Here is a 20,955-nt window from a genome sequence, read left to right as displayed (position 1 = left end):
GTAGCGTTGGGCAGCCCAACCGTTGTGAGGACCTTTCCGCCATGAGCCTGCCGCGTCCCACCGTCTACGCCATCGACGGCGTGGTTCCCGTCATCGATCCGACCGCCTTCGTGCACCCGTCGGCCGTGCTGATCGGCGACGTGGTGGTCGGTCCCGGCTGCTACGTCGGCCCCTGCGCCAGCCTGCGCGGCGATTTCGGCCGGATCGTGCTGGAGGCGGGCAGCAACGTGCAGGACAACTGCACCCTGCACGCCTTTCCCGGCCACGACGCCGTCGTCGAGGCCGACGGCCATGTCGGCCATGGCGCGGTGCTGCACGGCTGCGTGGTGAAACAGGGCGCGCTGGTCGGCATGAACGTGGTGGTGATGGACGGCGCCGTGATCGGCGAGGAGGCGGTGGTCGCCGCCATGGCCTTCGTCAAGGCGGGCTTCGTGGTGCCGCCGCGCACGCTGGTGGCCGGGCTGCCGGCCAAGCTGGTGCGCGAACTGCGCCCCGACGAGATCGCCTGGAAGGCCGAGGGCACGCTGGAGTACCAGCGCCTCGCCCGGCGGTCCCGCGCGACGATGATCGCCTGCGCGCCGCTGGAGGCGGTGGAACCGGACCGCGCCCGTGTGGACGCCGGCACCAGCCAGCCGCTGCACCGGGTGAAGGGCGCCTGAGGCGCGGTGCGCCACCCGGTTCCCTGCCGTCAGTCCTCCGCCGGCTCCAGCTCCGCCGTGGCCGGGGGAGCGGCGGCCAACTGGTCGGCGCGGGCCTGGAGCCGGGCGATCAGCCGGTCGAGCAGGGCGTGCTCCTCCTCCGGCAGGGCGTCGGTCAGCTTGGCCTCATAGGCGAGCGCCATCGGCACGATCTCCGCGTAGATCGCCAACGCCTTCGGGGTCAGGGTCAGCAGCGCCTTGCGGCGGTCGGTGTCGCCCGATTCGCGCAGGATCAGTTCCGAGTCCAGCATGCGGCTGATGGCCCGGCTGACCTGCACCTTGTCCATGGCGGTGCGCTGGGCGATCTCGCCGGCGCTCAGCGTCTCGCCGCCGCCCAGCACGGCGATGATGCGCCATTCCGGGATGGTGATGCCGAACCGCTTCTCGTACAGCTTCGCCACCGTGTGGCTGACCGTGTTGGCCAGCACCGACAGGCGGTAGGGCAGGAAGCGCGTCAGGTGCAGCACCGCTGGCTGATCGGACGCGGTTTCGGGGGCGCTTTTCGGCGAACGGGGGCGGCGGGCGGGCGGCATGGCGGTTTTCGTGTCGTTTGTCCGAATCCATCCTGACCCGGAATTTTATGCTTGCAACAGTTTCAATCGAAAATATCTTGAGTGCCGACGAACGCGGTCCGCAACCGGCGCCACCGATGGGAACGCCACCGACAAGGGACGAGAGACGATGAAGCTGGCGAGTTTGAAGGCGGGCGGGCGCGACGGCACCCTGGTCGTGGTGTCGCGCGACCTGTCCCGCGCCCGCGCGGTCCCCGGCATCGCGCGGACGCTGCAGGCGGCGCTCGACGACTGGGACGTGGCCGAGCCGGCGCTGGAGGCGGTCTATCGTGGCCTGAACGACGACCCGGCGGCGGGCGAACCGTTCGACCCGGCGCTGGCGGCCTCACCGCTGCCGCGCGCCTACCAATGGGCGGACGGATCGGCCTACGTCAACCATGTGGAGCTGGTCCGCAAGGCGCGCGGCGCGGAGATGCCGCCCAGTTTTTGGACCGACCCGCTGATGTACCAGGGCTGTTCGGACGGTTTCCTCGGGCCGACCGACCCGATCCCGGCGGTGACCGAAGCCTGGGGCGTCGATTTCGAGGCCGAGATCGCCGTCGTCACCGGCGACGTGCCGATGGGCGTGCCGGCGGCGGCGGCGGGCGGGCACATCCGGCTGCTGATGCTGGTCAACGACGTGTCCTTGCGCAACTTGATCCCGGCCGAGCTGGGCAAGGGCTTCGGCTTCTTCCAGTCCAAGCCGGCATCCAGCTTCTCCCCCGTCGCGGTGACGCCGGACGAGTTGGGAGCGGCCTGGGACGGCGGGCGGGTCAACCGGCCGCTGGTGACCCGGCTGAACGGGCAGCTGTTCGGGACGCCCGACGCGGGCGTGGACATGACCTTCGACTTCCCGACCCTGCTGGCGCACGCCGCCAAGACCCGCCATCTGGCGGCGGGCAGCATCGTCGGGTCGGGCACCGTGTCGAACAAGCTGGACGGCGGCCCCGGCAAGCCGGTGGGCGAGGGCGGCGTCGGCTATTCCTGCCTCGCCGAGCTGCGCACCATCGAGACCATCGAGTCCGGCGCCCCGAAGACGCCCTTCCTGCGTTTCGGCGACCGCGTGCGGATCGAGCTGTTCGACGAGACCGGCGCCAGCGTCTTCGGCGCCATCGACCAGGAGGTCGTGCGCTACGAGGGGCCGTGAGTTGGGTGGGCGCGTGGGACCCAAGAGCCGGCGCGCCCGCTTAACTCACGCCATGACGCCGGCCATCAGCCGTTCCACCGGGGGTGTCTCGGGGATGTGCTGCGAGACGTAACCTTCGCTGTGGATCCGCTCGTCCCTGGCGCCCAGCGCCTTGGCGGCGACGACGCAGTCCTCGACGAAGGAGGGGCTGCCGGCGACGAACACCGAATGCTCCGACAGGTCGGGGAACAGACCGGGCAGGACCGCCGGGATGCGGCCGGTCAAATCCTCTCCCGGCGCGCGGGTCAGCGTCGTGCGGACCGTGACGTTGCGGTGCTTGGCCTGCCAGTAGGCCAGCAGGCCCTGCTCGTAGAGGTCGGCCTTGGTCGCGGCGGAGACCAGCAGGGTTACCGGCGGGCGGTAGCCCCGGCGCAGCGCCGCGTCGGTCAGCGCCAGGATCGGCGCCAGCCCCGATCCGGCGGCCAGGCACAGCACCGGGCTGTCCACCGATGGGTCGCCGATGAAGGTGCCGTAGGGGCCGGACAGGCTCACCGTCGCACCGACCGCCAACCGGTCGTGGATCCAGCCGCTGGTTGGGCCGCCGTCGATCCGGGTGACCTGGAGGGCGATCTCGCCGTCCGGACGCGGCGCGTTGGCGATGGAGTAGCAGCGCGGCGGCGCCCCGGCCCGCGCGTCGCCCAGCATCACGTATTGCCCCGGCCAGTAGCGCAGCGGCTGGCCCAGCGGGCGCAGGCGCAGTTCCACCATGCGTGGGGTGCGGGGGATGCGGTCGGTGACGACGAAGGGCGCGTTCTCGCGCGGGGGAAACAGCTTGGGCTTGGCGTCGGCGGTGCCGAACTCGATCACCAGCTCGTCGGAGATCGGCTTGGCCATGCACATCAGGCCGTAGCCGCTGGCCCGCTCGGTCCGGGACAGCGCCATGTCGAGCACCATGCCCTGGTCGAATTGCCCCTCCAGCACCTTCACCTTGCATTCGCCGCAGGCCCCGGCGCGGCAGTTGTTGGGCAGGGCGTAGCCGGCCTGTTCCAGCGCCGACAGGACGGTCTCGCCGTCGCGGCAGTCCACCGTGCGACCCGAGGGATGGAGGCGGATGCGGCTCAACGGGGAAGTCCTCGGTTTGGGGAAAGGGGGATGCCCCACCCTCCCGCTCTGGCAAGCGGGTCCCTCCCTCCCTCGCTTCGCGGGAGAGGGTTGGAAAGGGGGCCGGGGGAGCGCGCATCAGAAGACCGGGATGATCTCGTCCATGTCGATGTCGCGCACCTCCTCGCCGGTGATGCCGACCTCCGGGATCGCCGGGAAGGGGATGCCGTAGCGGTCCAGAACCCCCTTCAGGTTCAGCATCGCGTTGCACCAGTTGTCCTTCTTCGCCTCGTAGGTCGGAATGTGGAAACCGGCCTTGCGGGCGACCGCCTCGCCCTCGCGCTGGGTGGCGATGAAGTCGTCGGGCAGGTCCCAGAACTGCGGCGGCGGCTCGAACAGCACGGCGGACAGGAACAGGTAGCCGGCGCGGATCTGCTTGGTGATGATGGCGCGGTCCTCGACCGCCAGGGTGGGGTAGTCGCGCTCCATCACCGACAGGCAGATCGCCATGTGGCGGCCTTCGTCGCGGCCGATGTTGCGGAACGCCTCCTTGAAGACCGGCTCGGTGCAGCCCGCCGCCATCTGGTGGAAGATGGTCGCCGCCGCGATCTCGCCCATCAGGAAGGAGCTGAACAGCACCGCCAGCGAGTATTTCGGCACCGCCTTCTTGTAGCCGTCCCAGTAACGCCCGCCGTTGTAGTAGAGCCAGTGGGCGTTGCGCTGCAGCCGGCGGCCGAGCTCGGTGCGCGGCGTGTGGGTCAGCGGGCTGGAGGATTCCAGCAGCTTGGTGATGGCGAGACCGCACATCTGCTCGTGGTTCTGCTCGTCGCGGGTGACGGAGAAGAAGCAGCGGCGGACGGGATCCTCCTCATGGACCTCGTAGGTCTTGATCAGCGCGTGGGCGAAGACCGGCGGAGCCGAGGCGTCGAACACCGAGAGGATCGTCCACCAATAGGCGATGGCCTCGCGCTCCTCCCAGGAGTAGCGGGAGACGTCGAAGCTGTCCCAGGGCAGCTTGGCGGGATCCCAGACCTCGCGCTGGGCGGCGGCGTAGACCTCCTCCAGCTTCTTCGTGTGGGAGTCCCAGGACAGCGGGTAGACGTTGGGCTGGGGGGTGGCGGGGGGCAGGTCCATCGTGTTGGCGATGGGGACGTAGTCCTTGGCCATGGGGCGTTTCCTCCGGGAATTCGATTGTGCGCTCGCGTTTGTCCATCGGCGCCTTGTGGTCATTAATGACACATAATTTTCCATCTATCAACGATATCTGTATCGCATAAATGGGGTGGCGTTTCCACTCAAGCCACTGTAAGAAAACGAATCCCTGGCATTGGAAGCGATTGATCCAGATCAAATCGTTCCGTTGGTCAAGCAATCTGGGGATATGGGTATCGGATGCGTGCGCGTGGGGGAGCCACGCGCGGCGCCGGGGCGGTTCAGAGCGCCCCGGCGAAGGCCTCGCTGTCGGCCAAGCCGCCGAAGCGGGTGGCGAAGGCGGGATCGGCCTCGGGGAGCGGGCCGTTGGCGGTGGTCAGGGCCGACATCAGATAGGATTCCGATGGCCCGGCCAGCCGCCGGTAGAGGTTGCGCGTCAGCATCCGCGACTCCTGCCCTGGCCAATCCGCCGGCAGCAGGTCGGGCGGCAGCATCGGGTCGCGCAGCAGGATGCGGCGAAAGTCGTGGATCATCAGCGTCCGGATCACGAAGGCGGTGCGCGGATCGGGCGCCTCCCGGACGTCCAACGCCGCCCAGACCGGGCGGAAGCGATCCAGGAAGGCGGCGTAGTCGTGCTCCAGTTGATCCACGTCCCAGCAGCCGCGCACCAGATCGCGCAGCGCCCCGAACCCGCCGGCGCGGTCCAGCGTCGCCTTCATATGGACGACTTTGTCGGCGACCCCCAACGCGGCCAGCAGACGGTGCATCGCCGCTTCGTCGCAGTTGGGGTGGGCGTAGACCGTGGCCGAGGCGGCGCCGAAGCCCTGCCACAGCAGCTCGCGCTTCAGCGAATCGCGGGTCTCGCCGTCCAGCGCGTTGGGCGGCACCATCAGCAGGTCCCAGCCCCGGTCCCATTCGCGGGTCAGCGGCGCGTAGATGCGCCGCCCCGCCGCCGCGAAGCGCTCCTTTCCGCTGTCGGTCGCCCGGTAGAAGCTGCGCCGCCCGATCTGGGTGTTGGCCAGCCAATCGTCCTTGCACAGCCGGAAGACCGAGGTGCGGACGATCCGCTCGCTCATGCCGAAATGCGCCATCAGGTCGATCAGCCCGCCCAGCCACGCCGAGCCGCCATGGGGCAGCACCGCGTCGCCGTAGACGGTGATGATCAGCGACTTCGCGCGGGGGGCGACCGCCTCGGTGAGTTGGGCGGCGAGATCGTCGAGACGGCGCGGGCGGGCCATGCGGACAGGGCGTCCTTTTCGCAAAAGATTGGGGTGTCCTTGAAGACGCAACGTATACGCAACCCTTCCCCCTCAGGGCCAGCGGCATGGGGCCGGAAACTCAATGCGCACTGTTCCGGACTTTCCGTTTGACAAACAATAACGTGATACAATAGCTTTCGGTTAGCAAAAGAAAATTGTGTCATAATGCCGGCTGCCGTCCTTGGGGCAGGTCCAGAATTCCCCTTCCGAAATCATTTCTTTTGAAACATTATGGAACGCAAATCGTCCTTTGATCCAACGAAGGGCGGATCCGAACGGGAGGAAACCATGCGCAATCGCTTGCTCTCCACCATGGCCGGCGTGGTCGGTCTGGCGCTCGGCGGCTTGGCGGGGACGGTGTCGGCCGCCGAGCCGATCAAGATCGGGGCCATCGTCTCGGCGACCGGCCCGGCCTCCTTCCTGGGCGACCCGGAGAAGAAGGTGCTGGAGCTTTACGCCGACCGCATCAACCAGGCCGGCGGCGTCGACGGGCGCCCGGTGCAGTTGACCGTCTACGACGACGGCGGGGCGGCGGACAAGGCGGCGTCCTTCACCAAGCGTCTGATCGAGAGCGACAAGGTGGACGTGATCGTCGGCGGCACGACGACGGCGGCGACCATGGCGGCGGCCCCGCTGGTGGAGCGCGGCGAGGTGCCCTTCATCTCGCTGGCCGGCGCCGTCGTGATCGTCGAGCCGGTGAGGAAATGGGTGTTCAAGACCCCGCACACCGACCGCATGGCCGCCGAGAAGGTCATGGACGACATGAAGGCGCGCGGCCTGACCAAGCTGGCGCTGGTTTCGGAGGATTCCGGCTTCGGCAAGTCGGGCCGCGAACAGACGCTCGCCGTCGCCAAGGAGCGCGGGATCGAACTGGTCGCCGACGAGACCTACGGTGCCAAGGACACCGACGTGACGGCGCAGCTGACCAAGATCCGCAACAACGCGGCGGCGCAGGCCGTGCTGGTGTTCGGGCTGGGGCAGGGGCCGGCGGTGGTGACCAAGAACTACCGCCAGCTCGGCATCGCGCTGCCGCTCTACCAGTCGCACGGCGTGGCGTCGAAGGAGTTCATCCGGCTGGCCGGCGGCGCCGCCGAGGGCGTGCGGCTGCCGGCGGCCGGGCTGGTCGTCGCGGCGCAGCTTCCCGCCGAGGATCCCCAGAAGAAGGTCGTGACCGAGTTCACCAAGGTCTACGAGGAGGCCTTCAGCTCGGAGGTCTCGACCTTCGCCGGCCATGCCTATGACGGGCTGATGATCGCGCTGGACGCGGTCAAGCGGGCCGGCGGCACCGACAAGGCCAAGCTGCGCGACGCCATCGAGCAGACCAAGGGCTATGTCGGCACCGGCGGCACCGTGACGATGTCGGCCAAGGACCACATGGGCCTGACGCTGGACGCCTTCCACATGGTCGAGGTCAAGCAGGGGGATTGGGCGCTGGTGAAGTGAGGGGCGTGCCCCCTCCCCCGCCTATCGGGGGAGGGCTGGAATGGGGGTGAACGAGCATCGCGTTTGCAAGCGTATTCGCATGGTGCCCCCACCCTGACCCTCCCCCGCCCAGCGGGGGAGGGGAAAAGCTCACAAATCGCGGAAGACCCACGATGTTCGCGGAACTGCTGCAATACCTGCTGTCGGGGCTGACCATCGGCGCGATCTACGCGCTGGCGGGGCTCGGCTTCTCGATCGTCTACAACGCCAGCCACGTCATCAACTTCGCCCAGGGCGAGTTCATCATGATCGGCGGCATGGCCTCGGCCACGCTCACCGCGTCGGGCGTGCCGCTGCCGCTGGCGATCCTGATCGGCTGCGGCGGGGCGATGCTGGTCGGGGTGCTGGTCGCCAAATTCGCGGTGGAGCGGGCGCGCAACGCCTCCACCGTCACGCTGATCATCATCACCATCGGCGCCTCGATCTTCCTGCGCGGGGTGGCCGAGCTGGTGTGGGGCAAGGACTTCAAGCGGCTCGACGCCTTTTCCGGCGAGACGCCGATCCAATTCCTCGGCGCCTCGATGCAGCCGCAGTCGCTGTGGGTGGTCGGCACCGCCGCGCTCCTGATCGTCGCCATCGCCCTGTTCTTCAACCGGACTCTGACCGGCAAGGCGATGCTCGCCACCTCGCACAACCGGCTGGCGGCGCAGCTTGTGGGCATCGACGTGAAGCGGGTGGTGCTCGCCTCCTTCGCGCTGTCGGCGGCGTTGGGCGCCATCGGCGGAGCGGTGGTGGCGCCGATCACCTTCTCCTACACCGAGATGGGCATCATGCTGGGGCTGAAGGGCTTCACCGCCGCCGTGCTGGGGGGGCTGGGCCACGGGCCGGGCGCCGTCGCCGGGGGGCTGATCGTCGGCGTCGCCGAGGCGCTGGGCGCTGGCTACATCTCGTCGGCCTACAAGGACGCGGTTGCCTTCGTCATCATCCTGGCCGTCCTGCTCTTCCTGCCGAACGGGTTGTTCGGCAAACGCGGCACCGAGCGCGTGTGAGGACCCGATCCATGCCTTCCCTTTTCCAAACCATCCTCCACGGACGGCTGACCGGGCTGTTGGTGCTGGGCGCGGTCATCGCGGTGCTGCCGCTGTTCCTGCCCAACAACTTCTACCTCGACATCGCCATCCTCGCCGGCTTCAACGCGGTGGTCTGCGTCGGGCTGAACCTGCTGATCGGCTACGCCGGGCAGATCAGCCTGGGGCATGCCGGCTTCTTCGGCATCGGCGCCTACGCGTCCGGCGTGCTGGCCGGAAACTACGGCTGGCCGCCGGTTCTGGCGCTGCTGGCCGGCGCCGTCTTCGTCGGGCTGCTGGCCTTCGCGGTGGCAAAGCCGATCCTGCGGCTGAAGGGCCATTACCTCGCGATGGCGACGCTGGGGATCGGCATCATCGTCTCCATCGTGCTGCGCACCGAGAGCGGCCTGACCGGCGGTCCCGACGGCATGACGGTCGAGCCGTTCCGCATCTTCGGGTTCGAGCTGTACGGCGAGAAGACGTGGTACTGGGTGGTCGGCGCGCTGCTGGTCGCGGTGGTCTGGCTGTCGCTGAATCTGATCGACAGCCCGATGGGACGCGCCCTGCGCGCCGTCCACGGGTCGGAGGTCGCGGCCGAGGTGGTCGGCGTCGACACCGCGCGCTTCAAGGCGGCGGTCTTCGTGCTGTCGGCGGTCTTCGCCAGCGTGGCCGGCAGCCTGTTCGCCCATTACGCCGGGCTGATCACCCCGGCCAAGGCCGACTTCTTCAAATCCATCGAGCTGGTGACCATGGTGGTGTTCGGCGGCATGGCCTCCACCTTCGGGGCGGTGGTGGGGGCGGTGGTGCTGACCCTGCTGCCGCAGGCGCTGACGGTGTTCCAGGACTACCAGCAGATCGTGCTGGGCGCGATCCTGATGGCGACCATGGTCTTCATGCCCAAGGGGCTGCTGCCGACGCTGGCCGCCCTGCTGCCGGCGCGGAGGCGGGCATGAACATGCGGACCGATCCGGAGCTTTCGCTCGACGCCGCCCCTGTGGCGCGCCGCGACGGCCCGCCGCTGCTGCGGGTGGAGCATCTCAGCCGCGAGTTCGGCGGGGTGCTGGCCATCGGCGACCTCAGCTTCACCGTCGCGGCCGGCGACATCCATTCGATCATCGGGCCGAACGGGGCGGGCAAGACGACGCTCTTCAACCTCGTGACCGGAGTCTACAAGCCGTCCGGCGGACGGGTGCTGTTCGACGGGGCCGACGTGTCGGGGCAGGCGCCCTACCGGCTGGCCGCGCGCGGCATGTCGCGCACCTTCCAGAACCTCCAGATCTTCTTCAACATGACGGCGCTGGAGAACGTCATGGTCGGGCGCCACCTGCACCTGAACACCCGGCTGCTGCCGGCGCTGTTCCGTTTCCCCTCGCTGGTCCGCAAGGATTCCGAGGCGAGGGACCGCGCGGCGGCGCTGATGGCGGAGGTCGGGCTGTCCAAATACCTCGACGCCGACGCGGCCTCCATGCCTTACGGCGCGCTGAAAAGGCTGGAGATCGCCCGCGCGCTGGCCGCCGAGCCCAAGCTGTTGCTGCTCGACGAGCCGGCGGCCGGGCTGAATGCCACCGAGAGCCGGGAGATCGACGCGGTGATCAAGAAGGTGGCGGCCGGCGGCGTCACCATCGTACTGGTCGAGCACGACATGAAGATGGTGATGGGCATTTCGCACAAGATCACCGCGCTGAATCACGGGCGCAAGCTGGCCGAGGGCACTCCGGCGGAGGTGGCGGCGAACCCGGAGGTCGTCGCCGCCTATCTCGGCGCGGCGCCGTAAGGGGGGCGGGACATGCTGCTGGAGATCGACGGGCTGAACAGCCATTACGGCCGCATCCACGCGCTGAAATCCGCCAGCTTGACGGTGCGCGAGGGCGAGCTGGTGGCGCTGGTCGGTGCCAACGGGGCCGGCAAGACCACCCTGCTGCGCACGCTGTCGGGGGTCCATCCGGCGTCGAGCGGAAGGGTGACCTTCGACGGCTGCGACATCACCCGGATGAAGCCGTCGCGCCGCGTCGCCGAGGGGGTGATCCAGGTGCCGGAGGGGCGGCAGCTCTTCGGCCCGCAATCGGTGGAAGACAATCTGCGGCTCGGCGCCTTCCGCCGGGGCAGCGGCCAGCCGGACGCCGACCTGGAGCGGCTCTACACGCTGTTCCCGGTGCTGAAGGTCAAGCGCGACCAGCCGGCCGGGACGCTGTCGGGCGGGCAGCAGCAGATCGTGGCGCTCGGCCGGGCGCTGATGGGCAAGCCGCGCCTGTTGCTGCTCGACGAGCCGAGCATGGGGCTGGCCCCGCTGCTGGTTGCCGAGATCTTCGACGCGGTGCTGCGGCTCAAGCGCGAGGGCACCACCATCCTGCTGGTCGAGCAGAACGCCCACGCCGCGCTGTCCATCGCCGACCGGGGCTACGTCATCGAAACCGGCGAGATCGTGCTGAGCGACAGCGGCAGCGCCCTGTTGAGCAACGAGCGGGTGCGTCAGGCGTATCTGGGGCTTTAACATCGTCGGCTGGCAATGCCCCCTCCCTGCCTCCCCCGCTGGGCGGGGGGAGGGGAACGTTGCAGCATGCCGACAAAGCTTCTGCCCCCTCCCCTGCGTTAACGGGGGAGGGACGGGGTGGGAGCAACCGTGACGACAACCCTTCAGGAACCCGACCCGTGAAACTCCACACCTATTTCCGCTCCTCCGCCTCCTACCGCGTGCGGATCGCCCTGAACCTGAAGGGGCTGACGCCGGATCTCGCCTTCGTCCACCTCCGCAGGAACGAGCAGCGCGATCCCGGCTACGCCGCGCTCAACCCGGAACGGCTGGTCCCCGCCCTGGAGGTGGACGGCCAAGTCCTGACCCAGTCGCTGGCCATCGTCGAGTACCTCGACGAGACCCACCCGGCGCCGCCCCTGCTGCCCATCGGTCCGCTGGACCGGGCGCGGGTGCGCGGGCTGGCCCAACTCGTCGCCTGCGACATCCATCCCATCGACAACTTGCGCGTCCTCAACCATCTGAAGTCCATGGGCCACGCGCAAGGAGAAGTGGACGACTGGTACCGCCACTGGATCGCCGTCGGTCTGACCGCGCTGGAGGCCCGGCTGGCCGGCGATCCCCGCACCGGGCGTTTCTGCCACGGTGACCGGCCGGGGCTGGCCGACCTCGTGCTGGTGCCGCAGATGTACAACGCGCGGCGGTTCGGCTGCCCGCTCGACGCCTACCCGACGCTGTTGCGCATCGATGCGGCGTGTTGCGCGCTGCCCGCCTTCGCCGCCGCCGCCCCGGAGAACCAGCCCGACGCCGAATCCTGACAACCTCCGGGGGCCGGAGGGAAAATTCTCCCGCGCTGCATTAACGATTCGCCCACCCGTTCGCGTGGTATAACTTCTGTCGGAGCCTTCCATCGACCGCGCCGTCCGGCGGGATCGCCGGGGGTTCTTGCCATCGGACCAGAGGCGGGTGGGCAGCGGACGATGCTGGGCGGTTTTCCATCCTTGGCCTACGACCTCGCCCAGAATCTGGCGGCGAGCGCCTTCGTCGTGCTCGCCTACACCTTCGTCGTCCGTCGGCCCGAGGGTTGGGGGAATCTGAAGCGGCAGGGCGTCTTCGGCCTGTTCATGGGGCTGACGGCGGTCTTCTCGATGATGCACCCGATCCACATCGGGCCGGGCATCTTCATCGACGCGCGCACGCCGCTGGTCGGGCTGACCGCGCTGTTCGGCGGGCCGCTCGCCGCCGTCGTCACCGCCGCGCTGGCCGCCGCCTACCGCTTCTCGCTCGGCGGGGCGGGAATGGCGGCGGGGATGGCCAACCCGGCGCTGTCGCTGGCGGCCGGGGTCGGGTTCTCGTGGTGGGTGACGCGCGGCGGACGGGCGCTGCGGCTGCGGTATCTGTTCGGCTTAGGGCTTCTGCTCGCCGGCTGCTCGCTGAGTTCGCTGCTGCTGCTGCCGAACTGGGCGCTGACCGTGGAGGTCTTCGACCGGACGGCGCTGCCCTTCCTGACCATGCTGCCGCTCGGCACGCTGTTCCTCGGCGCGCTGCTGCTGCGCGAGCAGCGCCACCGCGACGCCGAGCTGCGCATGGCCGAGAGCGAGGCGCGCTACCGCCTCCTGGCCGACAACGTCACCGACATGATCCTGGTGATCCGCGCCGGTGGGGAGATCGCCTATGTCTCGCCGTCGGTGCGGGAGATCCTGGGCCATGAGCCGGCCGAGATCGTCGGCCGCCACGCCGCCGCCCTGCTGCATCCCGACGACCAGCGTCCGGCGGCCGAAGCCTTCAGCGGGCTGGAGTCGGGATCGCCGACGGTCAGCGTGATCCACCGCATCCGCCACCGCGACGGCCGCTTCCTGTGGGCCGAATCGAGCATGCGCCCGGCGCGCGACGCGTCGGGCGCCTTCACCGTGGTCGCCGCCGTCCGTGACGTGACCGAGCGCAAGCTCTACGAGGAGCAACTGCACGAGGCCCGCGCGGCGGCGGAGGCGGGGAACCGGGTGAAGTCCGAATTCCTCGCCTCGATGAGCCACGAGATCCGCACGCCCTTGAACGGCGTGATCGGCTTCGCCGACCTGCTGCTGGGGACCGAGCTGACGGCGGAGCAGCGCCAGTACGTGGCGCTTCAGCGCGAGGCCGGGCGCGGGCTGCTGGCGATCATCGGCGACATTCTCGACTATTCGAAGATCGAGGCCGGCAAGTTGGAGTTGGAGGAGCGCGGCTTCGACCTGCACCGGCTGATGCGCGATGCGCGCGACCTGATGAGCAACGCGGCCTCCCAGAAGGGACTGGCGCTGGAACTGGCGCTGGGCGCCTCGGTGCCGCGCTTTGTCCGGGGCGACGAGTCGCGAATCCGCCAGATCCTGCTGAACCTGCTGGGCAACGCGGTGAAGTTCACCGAGCGCGGGTCGGTGCTGCTTTCGGTCGGCGTGCTGTCGGCGGACGAAGCGACAGGGGTGGCGCCGCTGCGCTTCTCGGTCAGCGACACCGGGACCGGCATCGCGCCCTCCGAACAGTCCAACCTGTTCCAGCGCTTCAGCCAGGGCGACAGCTCCACCACGCGGCGCTACGGCGGCACAGGGTTGGGCCTGATCATCTCCAAGCAGCTCTCGGAGCTGATGGGCGGGCGCATCGGCTTCCACAGCAGCCCCGGAATCGGCAGCACCTTCTGGTTCGAGCTGCCGCTGCCGGCTGCGGTGGAGGGCAAAACGGACGGCAAGGCGGAGGGGCGCCCGGCCGCCGCGCCCGGCCGTCGCACCGCCCGCATCCTGTTGGCCGAGGACGTGCCGATGAACCAGATCGTCACCTCCTCCATCCTGTGCAAGGCAGGCCACATGGTGGAGGTGGCGGAGGACGGGGAGGCGGCGGTCGAGGCGGTGCGGACCGGCCAGTTCGACCTGATCCTGATGGACATGCAGATGCCGCGCATGGACGGGGTGCAGGCGACGACGGCGATCCGCGGGATGGAGGGCGGGCGCCGCGCCGTCCCCATCGTCGCGCTGACCGCGAACGCGCTGCCCGACCAGCTCCAGCGCTGCCTCGACGCCGGCATGAACGACCACGTCACCAAGCCCATCGAGCGCGACACGCTGCTGGCCACCGTCGACCGCTGGCTGGGAATGGCGCCGCAGGTCCAGGCGACGCTGCTGGCGGGCGCGCAGCCGGCCGACGCGCATCCCCCGGTTCCGACGCGGCCGGATAAGGACGTGGTGCTCGATCCGGCGACCCTGGCCGCGCTGGCCGACACGCTGGGGGAGGAAGCGCTGCCCCGCTTCGTCGCCGGCACGCTGAGCGAGCTGCACCAGCGGATCGGCCGGGTCCTGGACCCGGCCAGCCCCAAGGACGCCGGCTTCGACGCTCACGCCATGGTGTCGCTGGCCGGCAACCTCGGGCTGGTCGAGCTGTCGCGGCTGGCCCGCAAGCTCCAGCACGCCTGCGAGCAGGGGCGGACGGACGCGGCGGCCGCGTTGAAGGAGGAGGTGCAGGCGGCGCTGGCCCGCGCGTCTTACGCCTTGGGCGAGGCGCTGCCCGGCGGCGTCATCCCGGCGGTCTGACGTTCCCTCACCTGCAAGGCGCCCGCGCCGGACTCAGCGGTTGGCGATCAGCGCAACTCCGGCCACCGCGACGGCGGCGCCGGCCCAGGCGCCCAACCCCGGACGCTGGCCGGTCAGCATCCACAGCATCGGCAGAATCAGCACCGGGCTGAGCGCCGACAGGGTGGCGACCACGCCCGCGTTGCCGTGGGCCAGCCCGACCAGCAGCAGGGTCATCCCCAAGCCAACGCCGATGAAGCCGTTGCCGGCGACCAGCAGGGCGATGCGCGGCGTCAGGCCGGGGCCGAACCCCAGCTTTTGGCCCGGCAGCAGCCCGATGACCGTCAGCGTCAGCGCGGCGGCGGTGACGCGCACGGCCGCCGAGGCGACCGGGTCGGCGCCGGCCGCCATCACCGGCTTGGCGATGACCGAGCCGATCGCCTGCCCGCAGGCCGCGACCAGACAGACGGCAACGCCGGCCAGCAAACTGCCTTGGATGGCCTCCAGGGAATGGGTCGAGCCGGAGCGCAGCGCGACCGCCATCATGACCCCGGCGGTGACCAACAGGATGCCCAGCGTCGTCCAAGTCCCCAGCGCCTCCCCCAGCACGATCCAGCCGAGCAGGGCGGTCAGCGGCGCGTTGGCGGCGTAGACGACGACGTTGCGGCGCGGCCCCAGCCGGCCGAGCGACCAGAACAACGCCAGATCGCCCAGCACGATCCCGGTCAGCCCCGACAGCGCCAGGGTCAGGACGGCGCCGGTGTCCAGCGTGTGCCAGCCGCCCAGCAGCGAAGCGGCGACCAGCAGTCCGCTGGCGACGATGGTCAGGCGCAGCCGGTTGAACGCGACCGAGCCGAGCGCCCGCACCGGCCCGATGGCGATCAGCCCGCCGGCCGCCCAGCACAGCGCCGCGCCCAGGGCGGCCATGTTTGCGATCATGATGAGGAGAGTACGAACCGTTGAAAGGGCCAGCACTCTACGACGCCGTTTTCTGCCCGCGAAATGAGCAACACGCATGGCCGGATCGCCTTTCCACACGGCGGAGGTGTGAAGCGCGACGCGCGTGCGGATCCCGTTTTTCGGGAACCCGCGCGGTGTTTTCTCCGTTAATGGGCGTGAAACACCTCTCACAAGCCGGAAGGAGCCGACGATGCGCGCAGGACCGACGCCGACGAGACGGACGGGATGCCGGGCGGCGCTGGCCGCCGGCGTGTTCATGCTGGCGGCTTTGCCGGCCGCCGCGCAGCAGACCTGCGGCGCGATGGTCGAGCAGTTCGCCGCCGACCAGAGCCTGTCCAACCAGCCGCCGCCGACCGCCGTGCCGGCCCCGCCGGGCAGCGCCGGCTCCACCGCGAACGGCGGGACGACGGGCAGCGGGGCGGCATCCTCGGAGCGTCTGGCGCAGTCGGGCGGCCTGATCACGCCGCCGGCCGTCGGCGACCAGGCGGTGATCGATCCGCCGCGCGCGGGCGCCAGCAACATGCCGACCGCCCCGGCGGTGCGACCCGACACGCGGACGGACACGCCGCCGTCGGCCGGCAGCACGGGGGACCTGATGGGGCAGGCGGCGCGCAACGCGCAGCTCGAATCCCTGGTCACCGCCGCGCGCGCCGCCGCCAAGGACGGCGACGAGGCCCGTTGCCTGGAAGGCTTGAGCGAGGCCCGCCGGCTGTCGCGCACCGCGCCCGGCGGCAGCGGCGGCTGAGACGACACAAGCGAAGGAGCCATCATGACGATCCATCTCGGTCCCTACCCCCCGGCGCCGACGCCGGGGGACACGCCCCTGCCGACGCCGCCCCTGCCGATGCCGGGCGACCCGTCGCGCCCGCCGATGGGCGAGCCGCCGATGCCCATCCCGGTCCCCCCGCGCGAGCCGCCGCCAGTTCCCGAGCACGTGTCGATGTGATTTCCACCGGGAGAATCCCCGATTCGCGCACAGGCGGCTTGCCAAGCGCGGCGGGACGGGCGATGTGTCTGGAATGCGCGCCCGCGAGTTCCGCGGGCGCCGTTATTGTTCGCCGGAGTTCGGGTTCCCCATGAATCGCCAGCCGCCCCCCCCCCGCCAGCACCGCCAGCACGTCTTCCGCCAGCCCAACGTGGTCGGCACCCAGGTGACGGCCACCGTCAAGTGGTTCGACCCGGAGCGCGGCTTCGGCTTCGTCACGCTGGGGGCGGAAGGCAAGGACGCCCTGATCCCCGCCTCCATCGTCGTGCCGGCCGGCCACGCCACCCTCCCCGAGGGCGCCACCGTCGTGGTCGACCTCGTCGAGGACCGCAAGGGCAAGCAGGTCAGCGCGCTGCACTCCGTCGACCTCTCCACCGCCGCGCCGGCCCGTCCGCCGCGCCGTGAGGGTGGCGGTTTCGGCGATCGCGGCGGTGACCGTGGCGGGGCGCGGGACTACGGGCCTCGGGAGCGCAATTTCGGTGACCGTGGCGGCGATCGCGGCGGCTTCGACCGTGGCGGCGACCGGGGTGGCCGTGGTGCTCCCCGCGATTCCGGATCGCGCGATTTTGCCCCGCGCGGCGGCGCTCCGGCTCCGCGCCGCGACGCCGCCTCGGGTCCGACCTCGGAGATGTCGGGCACCGTGAAGTGGTTCAACACCAGCAAGGGCTTCGGCTTCGCCTCCCCCGACGACGGCGGCCGCGACGTGTTCATCCCGGCGCGGGCGCTGGAGCGCGCGGGCCTGCGGGGCCTGGACGACGGCCAGCGTGTGCGGATGACCGTGCGGCAGGGCGAAAAGGGAATGGAAGCGGTCAGCCTGTCGGCGGAGTGACGGCTTCCGAAGCTTTTTGTTTTTGATACAGATGAACACGGATGAACCACGATGCGTGGTCGTCCGCGTTTGTAAGCCGCGTGGTCTGGCGCTGGGCTTATCGAGGTTCATCCGTGTTCATCTGTGTCAAAGAAGGCAGCGCTCTCCACGGCGTGGATCGAGCAAAGGGCATCAACCCCCGCCCGTCTTCCCGTTGAGATGCTCCGCCGCCTCGCGCAGGACGCGGGTGCTGGCGTTGTCGGGAACTTGCAGGCCGGCGTCGGGACCGTTCACGGAATCCTCCTCCGCGACCTCGCGCGCCGCCTGTTGCCAATGCTCCAGATGGCGGCCGTCCGGCCGGCCCGCCTGTTCCCACAGATCGTAGGCGCGCGCCCGGACGCGCGGGTCGTCGGGGCCGAGGCTGTGTTCCATGGCGCTCTCCTCCAAATTTTGAAACGGGGTCAGTCCCGGTCGGGCCGCGAGGGGGTGGAGATGCGTTCCAACGCGTCGCCGACCGCGCGGTCGTTCTTCGCGTCGGTGGCGAGATCCCCCAGCGAGACGATGCCGCTCAGCCGGTCGTTGCGGTCGACCACCGGGACCCGGCGGATCTGCTGGCCGGCCATCAGCTCGGTGACGCTGCCGACCGGATCGTCCTCGTAGCAATAGCGTGGGTTGGCGGTCATCACGTCGGCGACGGTGCAGCGGTCGGGCGTCAGCCCGGCGGAGGTGGCGCGGATGGTGATGTCGCGGTCGGTCAGCACGCCGACCAGCGTCCGCCCGTCGCAGACCGGCAGGATGCCGACGTTCAACTCGTCCATCAGCTTGGCCGCGTGGCGGATGCTGTCGTCCGACCGAACGGTCTGGACGTCGCGGGTCATGATCTCGCGGATCTTCATCGGGTGGCCCCTATCGCCGTTGTCTGGATGCGACAACAGCCGGGGCGGACGGTTGTCCCGCTCAAGCCATCCAATAAAGGGGATCGACACCGAACAGCCAGGGATGCGCCGCCAGCATGGCGGCGTAGGCGGAGAGCCCTCCCAACGGTCGCGCCCAGCCGATCTCCGCCAGCGCCGCGCCCAACCCGCCCGGCCGGGCCGCGAAGGGCAGCAGCGAGGTCTCCGCGCGGAACGCCCGCCCGGCATCGCTGCGCCTCAGGACGAGGTCGTTCTTGACCAGGGCGAAGAGCGCGATGGCCGCCATGGTGGCGAACAGCGCGACCCGCCGCTCGTCTCCCGTGGCATTCAGATGGGCCAGCGCCCACAGCAGAAGCCCCAGGCTGCCCGGACAGCGGGTGATCCGGTAGACGCCGCGCGGCGGGTTGGGGGCGCTCAGGCTGCCGAATTTGGTGGTGACGCGGGCGACCAGCAGCAGGAAGACCAGCGGCATGACCAGGGCGACCAGTGGCGGCGCCCAGCCGGCGGGAACGAACAGGACGTCGCCGCCGTCGGCCGCGCGGTAGGCCCAGACGAACAGCCCCAGCGTCAGCAGCGACCCCACCGAATGCAGCGCCATGAAGCCGGGCCGCCCGAGCCGCGCGATCAGCGCGGGCCGAACCCCCGGCCAGGAGGGCAGGGCGTGGCTGACGAACAGCAGAAGGGCGGAGAGCAGCAGGGGCATGGTCATGGCGTTTATCCAACCAGCGGCGCCGCCGCTACGCCTTGATGACGATCAATCGGGTCCGGCAATCGGGTCCGGCAATCGAGGGCCGATGGAACGGCCGGGGGCGAGCGCGGTTCACAAGACACCCCTTTTGCGACCTCCATCCCCCGGACCGCCATGACCGAATGGATCATCCAGATCGTGCAGGATTTCGGCTATGTCGGCATCTTCCTGATGCTGGTCCTGGCCCGCGTGCTGCCGCCGATCCCGGCCGAGACGGTGATCCCGCTGGCCGGGATGGGGGCGGCGAGCGGCCAGTTCAACCTGCTGCTGGTGGCGCTGGCCGCCGGGCTGGGATCGGCGGTGGGGGAACTGGTCTGGTACCTGCCGGCCCACTGGATGGGGCGCGAGCGCTTCGAGGCGTTCCTGCGCCGCCACGGCCATTGGCTGACCGTGCGGCCCGAGCAGGTGAGCCGCGCCACCGACTGGTTCTCGCGGCGCGGGGGCGTGGCGGTGCTGCTGTGCCAGCCGCTGCCGGGGCTGCGGACGCTGATTTCGATTCCCGCCGGGGCCTGCGGCCTCGGCATGCCGGTCTTCCTGGCCTACGCGGCGGTCGGCTCGGCGCTGTGGGCGCTGGTGCTGGCGACCACCGGCTATCTGGTGCGGATCGGCTTCCCCTGGATCGCGGACTGGATGGTGCCGGGGGCTCTGGCGCTGTTCGCCGGGCTGCTGCTGGCCTACATCCTGCGCCTCGTCCGCCACCGCCGCCGCGTCCGGATCCCAAGCGGCGGCTGATGCACAGGTTGACGCAACGGCGGAACTTTCGCCGTTGCGGCGCGTTGGTGGTGCGATCCACGCGAAGGGACATGGCCCTTCGGCCGAACAAGGAACGCCATGCGATGAACCCCTCCCTCCTCACCACGCGCGGCTGGCCGGTTGCCGCCGCCCTGTCGGCGGCGCTTGGGCTGGCCGCCTGCGCCACCGACGTGCCGCCCCCGACCGCCCAGATCGGTGCCTCCTCCCAGGCCGTGGCGGCGGCGGAACGCGCCAACGCCCTGCAATACGCCCCGGTCGAGCTTCAGTCCGCCCGCGACAAGCTGGCCGCCGCCGACGCCGCCATGCGGGCCGACGAGCGCACCAAGGCCCGCCACCTTGCCGAGCAGGCGCAGGTCGACGCCGAACTCGCCACCGCGCGGTCGCAGCGCGCGGTGACCCAGCAGGCCGCCGTCGCCGTGCAGAAGCAGGCGATCCCCCGCACCTCCCCGCAGTCGGCCATGACGCCGCCGCCGGCGACGCCCTCCCTGACCGCTCCGTCCACGACGATCGCCCCGCCGCTGTCCGGCGGCACCGTGCCGATGAACAACGGCACCAGCTGGGGCAGCACCTACACCTACACGCCGGGCACCTATCCGGGAGCGCAGCCATGAAGACGATGACCGCAACGCGGACCCTGCTGGTCCTGGCCGGGCTGGGGGCGAGCGTCGCCGGCTGCGCCACGCAGACCATGGACACCGCCGCCCTGGTCCAGGCCCGCCAGGACTACAACGTCGCCGCCGCCAACCCCGACGTCGGCGCCAACGCGCCGCTGGAACTGCGCCGCGCCGAGGAGGCCCTGCGCCGCGCCGAGGCCGTCCGCAACGAGGGCGGCAGCGTGTCGGAGATCGACAACCAGTCCTACGTCGCCAGCCGCCGCGCCCAGATCGCGCAGGAGACCGCCGGGGTGAAGGGCGCGCAGACGGTGGTCGCCAACGCCGACAGCTACCGCCTCCAGGCCCGCAACAGCGAGCTGGAGCAGCAGCTCCGCGACCTCCAGGCCGAGCGCACGGAGCGCGGTCTCGTCATGACGCTGGGCGACATCCTCTTCACCACCGGCCGGGCCGACCTGACGACGGGCGCCTTCGACCGGGTCGAGCGGCTTGCCCAGTTCATGCAGCGCTACCCGGCCCGCACCCTGCGGATCGAGGGGCACACCGACAGCACCGGCAACGCCGACAGCAATCTGCGCCTGTCGGAGGCCCGTGCCCAGGCGGTGCGCGACGCCCTGACCGCGCGTGGCGTGAACCCGTCGCGCATCGTCACCCAGGGCTTCGGCGAGACCCAGCCGGTGGCGTCGAACACCAACGACTCCGGCCGCCAGCAGAACCGCCGGGTCGATGTGGTGATCTCCGACGACGGCACCGTCGCGGAAACCCGCTACTGATCGACGCAAGGAAAGAGCCCCTCC

The 20,955-nt window shown here is 70.2% G+C and carries 23 protein-coding genes; 15 read left to right on the top strand and 8 right to left on the bottom strand.

Going from position 1 to position 20,955, the window contains the following annotated elements:
* Positions 1–41: 41 nt before the first annotated feature.
* Complete coding sequence (locus EJ913_RS07840; protein ID WP_126996470.1) at positions 42–659, top strand: acyltransferase; 618 nt, start codon at positions 42–44, stop codon at positions 657–659.
* Positions 660–688: 29 nt separating this feature from the next.
* Here the strand turns inward: EJ913_RS07840 and EJ913_RS07835 are convergent, their stop codons facing one another.
* On the bottom strand, positions 689–1,231 hold the full coding sequence (locus EJ913_RS07835; protein ID WP_126996468.1) for a MarR family winged helix-turn-helix transcriptional regulator: 543 nt from the start codon (positions 1,229–1,231) through the stop codon (positions 689–691).
* A gap of 148 nt (positions 1,232–1,379) precedes the next feature.
* On the opposite strand from EJ913_RS07835, the gene EJ913_RS07830 reads away from it, so the two are divergent.
* Positions 1,380–2,396, top strand: coding sequence for a fumarylacetoacetate hydrolase family protein (locus EJ913_RS07830; RefSeq protein WP_126996466.1), 1,017 nt, complete (start codon positions 1,380–1,382; stop codon positions 2,394–2,396).
* A 45-nt stretch (positions 2,397–2,441) separates the two neighbouring features.
* Here the strand turns inward: EJ913_RS07830 and EJ913_RS07825 are convergent, their stop codons facing one another.
* From EJ913_RS07825 to paaX, 3 genes are all read right to left on the bottom strand, one after another.
* Complete coding sequence (locus tag EJ913_RS07825; protein ID WP_126996464.1) at positions 2,442–3,497, bottom strand: 2Fe-2S iron-sulfur cluster-binding protein; 1,056 nt, start codon at positions 3,495–3,497, stop codon at positions 2,442–2,444.
* Positions 3,498–3,614: 117 nt separating this feature from the next.
* Positions 3,615–4,643: a hypothetical protein gene (locus EJ913_RS07820; RefSeq protein WP_126996462.1), complete on the bottom strand. Its 1,029-nt coding sequence runs from the start codon at positions 4,641–4,643 to the stop codon at positions 3,615–3,617.
* A 266-nt stretch (positions 4,644–4,909) separates the two neighbouring features.
* Positions 4,910–5,866 carry a phenylacetic acid degradation operon negative regulatory protein PaaX gene (paaX, locus tag EJ913_RS07815; RefSeq protein WP_126996460.1) on the bottom strand — a complete coding sequence of 319 codons (957 nt, stop codon included), beginning with the start codon at positions 5,864–5,866 and terminating at the stop codon, positions 4,910–4,912.
* A 309-nt stretch (positions 5,867–6,175) separates the two neighbouring features.
* Between paaX and EJ913_RS07810 the strand changes: the two genes are divergently transcribed.
* The 7 genes from EJ913_RS07810 to EJ913_RS07780 all read left to right on the top strand — a co-directional run bounded on the left by EJ913_RS07810 (position 6,176) and on the right by EJ913_RS07780 (position 14,400).
* Positions 6,176–7,330, top strand: a complete 1,155-nt coding sequence (locus EJ913_RS07810; protein ID WP_126996458.1) for an ABC transporter substrate-binding protein — start codon at positions 6,176–6,178, stop codon at positions 7,328–7,330.
* A 152-nt stretch (positions 7,331–7,482) separates the two neighbouring features.
* The gene (locus tag EJ913_RS07805; protein ID WP_126996456.1) at positions 7,483–8,358 is read left to right on the top strand and encodes a branched-chain amino acid ABC transporter permease; all 876 of its coding nucleotides are present in this window, start codon (positions 7,483–7,485) and stop codon (positions 8,356–8,358) included.
* Between the two features lie 11 nt (positions 8,359–8,369).
* Positions 8,370–9,329, top strand: a complete 960-nt coding sequence (locus EJ913_RS07800) for a branched-chain amino acid ABC transporter permease (RefSeq protein ID WP_126996454.1) — start codon at positions 8,370–8,372, stop codon at positions 9,327–9,329.
* Positions 9,326–10,150 carry an ABC transporter ATP-binding protein gene (locus EJ913_RS07795; protein ID WP_238521149.1) on the top strand — a complete coding sequence of 275 codons (825 nt, stop codon included), beginning with the start codon at positions 9,326–9,328 and terminating at the stop codon, positions 10,148–10,150. Before EJ913_RS07800 ends, EJ913_RS07795 begins: the two co-directional genes overlap by 4 nt.
* A 12-nt stretch (positions 10,151–10,162) precedes the next feature.
* Positions 10,163–10,867, top strand: a complete 705-nt coding sequence (locus EJ913_RS07790; RefSeq protein WP_126996452.1) for an ABC transporter ATP-binding protein — start codon at positions 10,163–10,165, stop codon at positions 10,865–10,867.
* Between the two features lie 158 nt (positions 10,868–11,025).
* Entirely contained in the window at positions 11,026–11,664 is a 639-nt protein-coding gene (gene maiA / locus EJ913_RS07785; protein WP_126996450.1) for a maleylacetoacetate isomerase, read from the top strand.
* A gap of 162 nt (positions 11,665–11,826) precedes the next feature.
* On the top strand, positions 11,827–14,400 hold the full coding sequence (locus EJ913_RS07780; RefSeq protein WP_244939283.1) for an ATP-binding protein: 2,574 nt from the start codon (positions 11,827–11,829) through the stop codon (positions 14,398–14,400).
* 33 nt (positions 14,401–14,433) lie between these two features.
* Here EJ913_RS07780 and EJ913_RS07775 read toward each other — a convergent pair whose 3' ends face one another.
* The gene (locus EJ913_RS07775) at positions 14,434–15,306 is read right to left on the bottom strand and encodes a DMT family transporter (protein WP_244939282.1); all 873 of its coding nucleotides are present in this window, start codon (positions 15,304–15,306) and stop codon (positions 14,434–14,436) included.
* Positions 15,307–15,529: 223 nt separating this feature from the next.
* Here EJ913_RS07775 and EJ913_RS07770 point away from each other — a divergent pair, with 223 nt between their 5' ends.
* The 3 genes from EJ913_RS07770 to EJ913_RS07765 all read left to right on the top strand — a co-directional run bounded on the left by EJ913_RS07770 (position 15,530) and on the right by EJ913_RS07765 (position 17,153).
* Positions 15,530–16,084: a hypothetical protein gene (locus EJ913_RS07770; RefSeq protein ID WP_126996446.1), complete on the top strand. Its 555-nt coding sequence runs from the start codon at positions 15,530–15,532 to the stop codon at positions 16,082–16,084.
* 24 nt (positions 16,085–16,108) lie between these two features.
* Complete coding sequence (locus EJ913_RS31560; protein WP_185909708.1) at positions 16,109–16,285, top strand: hypothetical protein; 177 nt, start codon at positions 16,109–16,111, stop codon at positions 16,283–16,285.
* 130 nt (positions 16,286–16,415) lie between these two features.
* The gene (locus EJ913_RS07765) at positions 16,416–17,153 is read left to right on the top strand and encodes a cold-shock protein (protein ID WP_126996444.1); all 738 of its coding nucleotides are present in this window, start codon (positions 16,416–16,418) and stop codon (positions 17,151–17,153) included.
* A gap of 171 nt (positions 17,154–17,324) precedes the next feature.
* Here the strand turns inward: EJ913_RS07765 and EJ913_RS07760 are convergent, their stop codons facing one another.
* The 3 genes from EJ913_RS07760 to EJ913_RS07750 form a co-directional block, all read right to left on the bottom strand.
* On the bottom strand, positions 17,325–17,564 hold the full coding sequence (locus EJ913_RS07760; RefSeq protein ID WP_126996442.1) for a DUF2934 domain-containing protein: 240 nt from the start codon (positions 17,562–17,564) through the stop codon (positions 17,325–17,327).
* A gap of 29 nt (positions 17,565–17,593) precedes the next feature.
* Positions 17,594–18,028 (bottom strand): CBS domain-containing protein, encoded by a 435-nt coding sequence (locus EJ913_RS07755; protein WP_126996440.1) that lies wholly within the window; start codon positions 18,026–18,028, stop codon positions 17,594–17,596.
* A gap of 61 nt (positions 18,029–18,089) precedes the next feature.
* The gene (locus EJ913_RS07750) at positions 18,090–18,755 is read right to left on the bottom strand and encodes an NnrU family protein (RefSeq protein WP_126996438.1); all 666 of its coding nucleotides are present in this window, start codon (positions 18,753–18,755) and stop codon (positions 18,090–18,092) included.
* A 153-nt stretch (positions 18,756–18,908) separates the two neighbouring features.
* Here EJ913_RS07750 and EJ913_RS07745 point away from each other — a divergent pair, with 153 nt between their 5' ends.
* The 3 genes from EJ913_RS07745 to EJ913_RS07735 all read left to right on the top strand — a co-directional run bounded on the left by EJ913_RS07745 (position 18,909) and on the right by EJ913_RS07735 (position 20,931).
* A complete protein-coding gene (locus EJ913_RS07745) occupies positions 18,909–19,526 on the top strand; it encodes a DedA family protein (RefSeq protein WP_126996436.1) in 618 nt (205 codons plus the stop codon).
* A 104-nt stretch (positions 19,527–19,630) separates the two neighbouring features.
* Positions 19,631–20,158, top strand: a complete 528-nt coding sequence (locus tag EJ913_RS07740) for a DUF4398 domain-containing protein (RefSeq protein ID WP_126996434.1) — start codon at positions 19,631–19,633, stop codon at positions 20,156–20,158.
* The gene (locus tag EJ913_RS07735) at positions 20,155–20,931 is read left to right on the top strand and encodes an OmpA family protein (protein ID WP_126996432.1); all 777 of its coding nucleotides are present in this window, start codon (positions 20,155–20,157) and stop codon (positions 20,929–20,931) included. Before EJ913_RS07740 ends, EJ913_RS07735 begins: the two co-directional genes overlap by 4 nt.
* The last annotated feature ends 24 nt before the right edge of the window (positions 20,932–20,955 follow it).

Origin of the sequence: Azospirillum doebereinerae, from assembly GCF_003989665.1 — a bacterium.
GTDB classification, from domain to species: Bacteria; Pseudomonadota; Alphaproteobacteria; order Azospirillales; family Azospirillaceae; genus Azospirillum; species Azospirillum doebereinerae.
This window is presented reverse-complemented; position numbering and strand designations above follow the sequence as displayed.

What these genes read in the sequence shown, in the direction of transcription:
- EJ913_RS07760 (WP_126996442.1), bottom strand. Translation starts at nt 17,564, where the DNA reads ATGGAACACAGCCTCGGCCCCGACGACCCGCGCGTCCGGGCGCGCGCC.
- EJ913_RS07840 (WP_126996470.1), top strand. Translation starts at nt 42, where the DNA reads ATGAGCCTGCCGCGTCCCACCGTCTACGCCATCGACGGCGTGGTTCCC.
- EJ913_RS07750 (WP_126996438.1), bottom strand. Translation starts at nt 18,755, where the DNA reads ATGACCATGCCCCTGCTGCTCTCCGCCCTTCTGCTGTTCGTCAGCCAC.
- EJ913_RS07735 (WP_126996432.1), top strand. Translation starts at nt 20,155, where the DNA reads ATGAAGACGATGACCGCAACGCGGACCCTGCTGGTCCTGGCCGGGCTG.
- EJ913_RS07765 (WP_126996444.1), top strand. Translation starts at nt 16,416, where the DNA reads ATGAATCGCCAGCCGCCCCCCCCCCGCCAGCACCGCCAGCACGTCTTC.
- EJ913_RS07775 (WP_244939282.1), bottom strand. Translation starts at nt 15,306, where the DNA reads ATGGCCGCCCTGGGCGCGGCGCTGTGCTGGGCGGCCGGCGGGCTGATC.
- EJ913_RS07740 (WP_126996434.1), top strand. Translation starts at nt 19,631, where the DNA reads ATGAACCCCTCCCTCCTCACCACGCGCGGCTGGCCGGTTGCCGCCGCC.
- EJ913_RS07830 (WP_126996466.1), top strand. Translation starts at nt 1,380, where the DNA reads ATGAAGCTGGCGAGTTTGAAGGCGGGCGGGCGCGACGGCACCCTGGTC.
- EJ913_RS07800 (WP_126996454.1), top strand. Translation starts at nt 8,370, where the DNA reads ATGCCTTCCCTTTTCCAAACCATCCTCCACGGACGGCTGACCGGGCTG.
- EJ913_RS07795 (WP_238521149.1), top strand. Translation starts at nt 9,326, where the DNA reads ATGAACATGCGGACCGATCCGGAGCTTTCGCTCGACGCCGCCCCTGTG.
- EJ913_RS07755 (WP_126996440.1), bottom strand. Translation starts at nt 18,028, where the DNA reads ATGAAGATCCGCGAGATCATGACCCGCGACGTCCAGACCGTTCGGTCG.
- EJ913_RS07805 (WP_126996456.1), top strand. Translation starts at nt 7,483, where the DNA reads ATGTTCGCGGAACTGCTGCAATACCTGCTGTCGGGGCTGACCATCGGC.
- EJ913_RS07745 (WP_126996436.1), top strand. Translation starts at nt 18,909, where the DNA reads ATGACCGAATGGATCATCCAGATCGTGCAGGATTTCGGCTATGTCGGC.
- EJ913_RS31560 (WP_185909708.1), top strand. Translation starts at nt 16,109, where the DNA reads ATGACGATCCATCTCGGTCCCTACCCCCCGGCGCCGACGCCGGGGGAC.
- EJ913_RS07820 (WP_126996462.1), bottom strand. Translation starts at nt 4,643, where the DNA reads ATGGCCAAGGACTACGTCCCCATCGCCAACACGATGGACCTGCCCCCC.
- EJ913_RS07790 (WP_126996452.1), top strand. Translation starts at nt 10,163, where the DNA reads ATGCTGCTGGAGATCGACGGGCTGAACAGCCATTACGGCCGCATCCAC.
- EJ913_RS07770 (WP_126996446.1), top strand. Translation starts at nt 15,530, where the DNA reads ATGCGCGCAGGACCGACGCCGACGAGACGGACGGGATGCCGGGCGGCG.
- EJ913_RS07835 (WP_126996468.1), bottom strand. Translation starts at nt 1,231, where the DNA reads ATGCCGCCCGCCCGCCGCCCCCGTTCGCCGAAAAGCGCCCCCGAAACC.
- EJ913_RS07780 (WP_244939283.1), top strand. Translation starts at nt 11,827, where the DNA reads ATGCTGGGCGGTTTTCCATCCTTGGCCTACGACCTCGCCCAGAATCTG.
- paaX (WP_126996460.1), bottom strand. Translation starts at nt 5,866, where the DNA reads ATGGCCCGCCCGCGCCGTCTCGACGATCTCGCCGCCCAACTCACCGAG.
- EJ913_RS07810 (WP_126996458.1), top strand. Translation starts at nt 6,176, where the DNA reads ATGCGCAATCGCTTGCTCTCCACCATGGCCGGCGTGGTCGGTCTGGCG.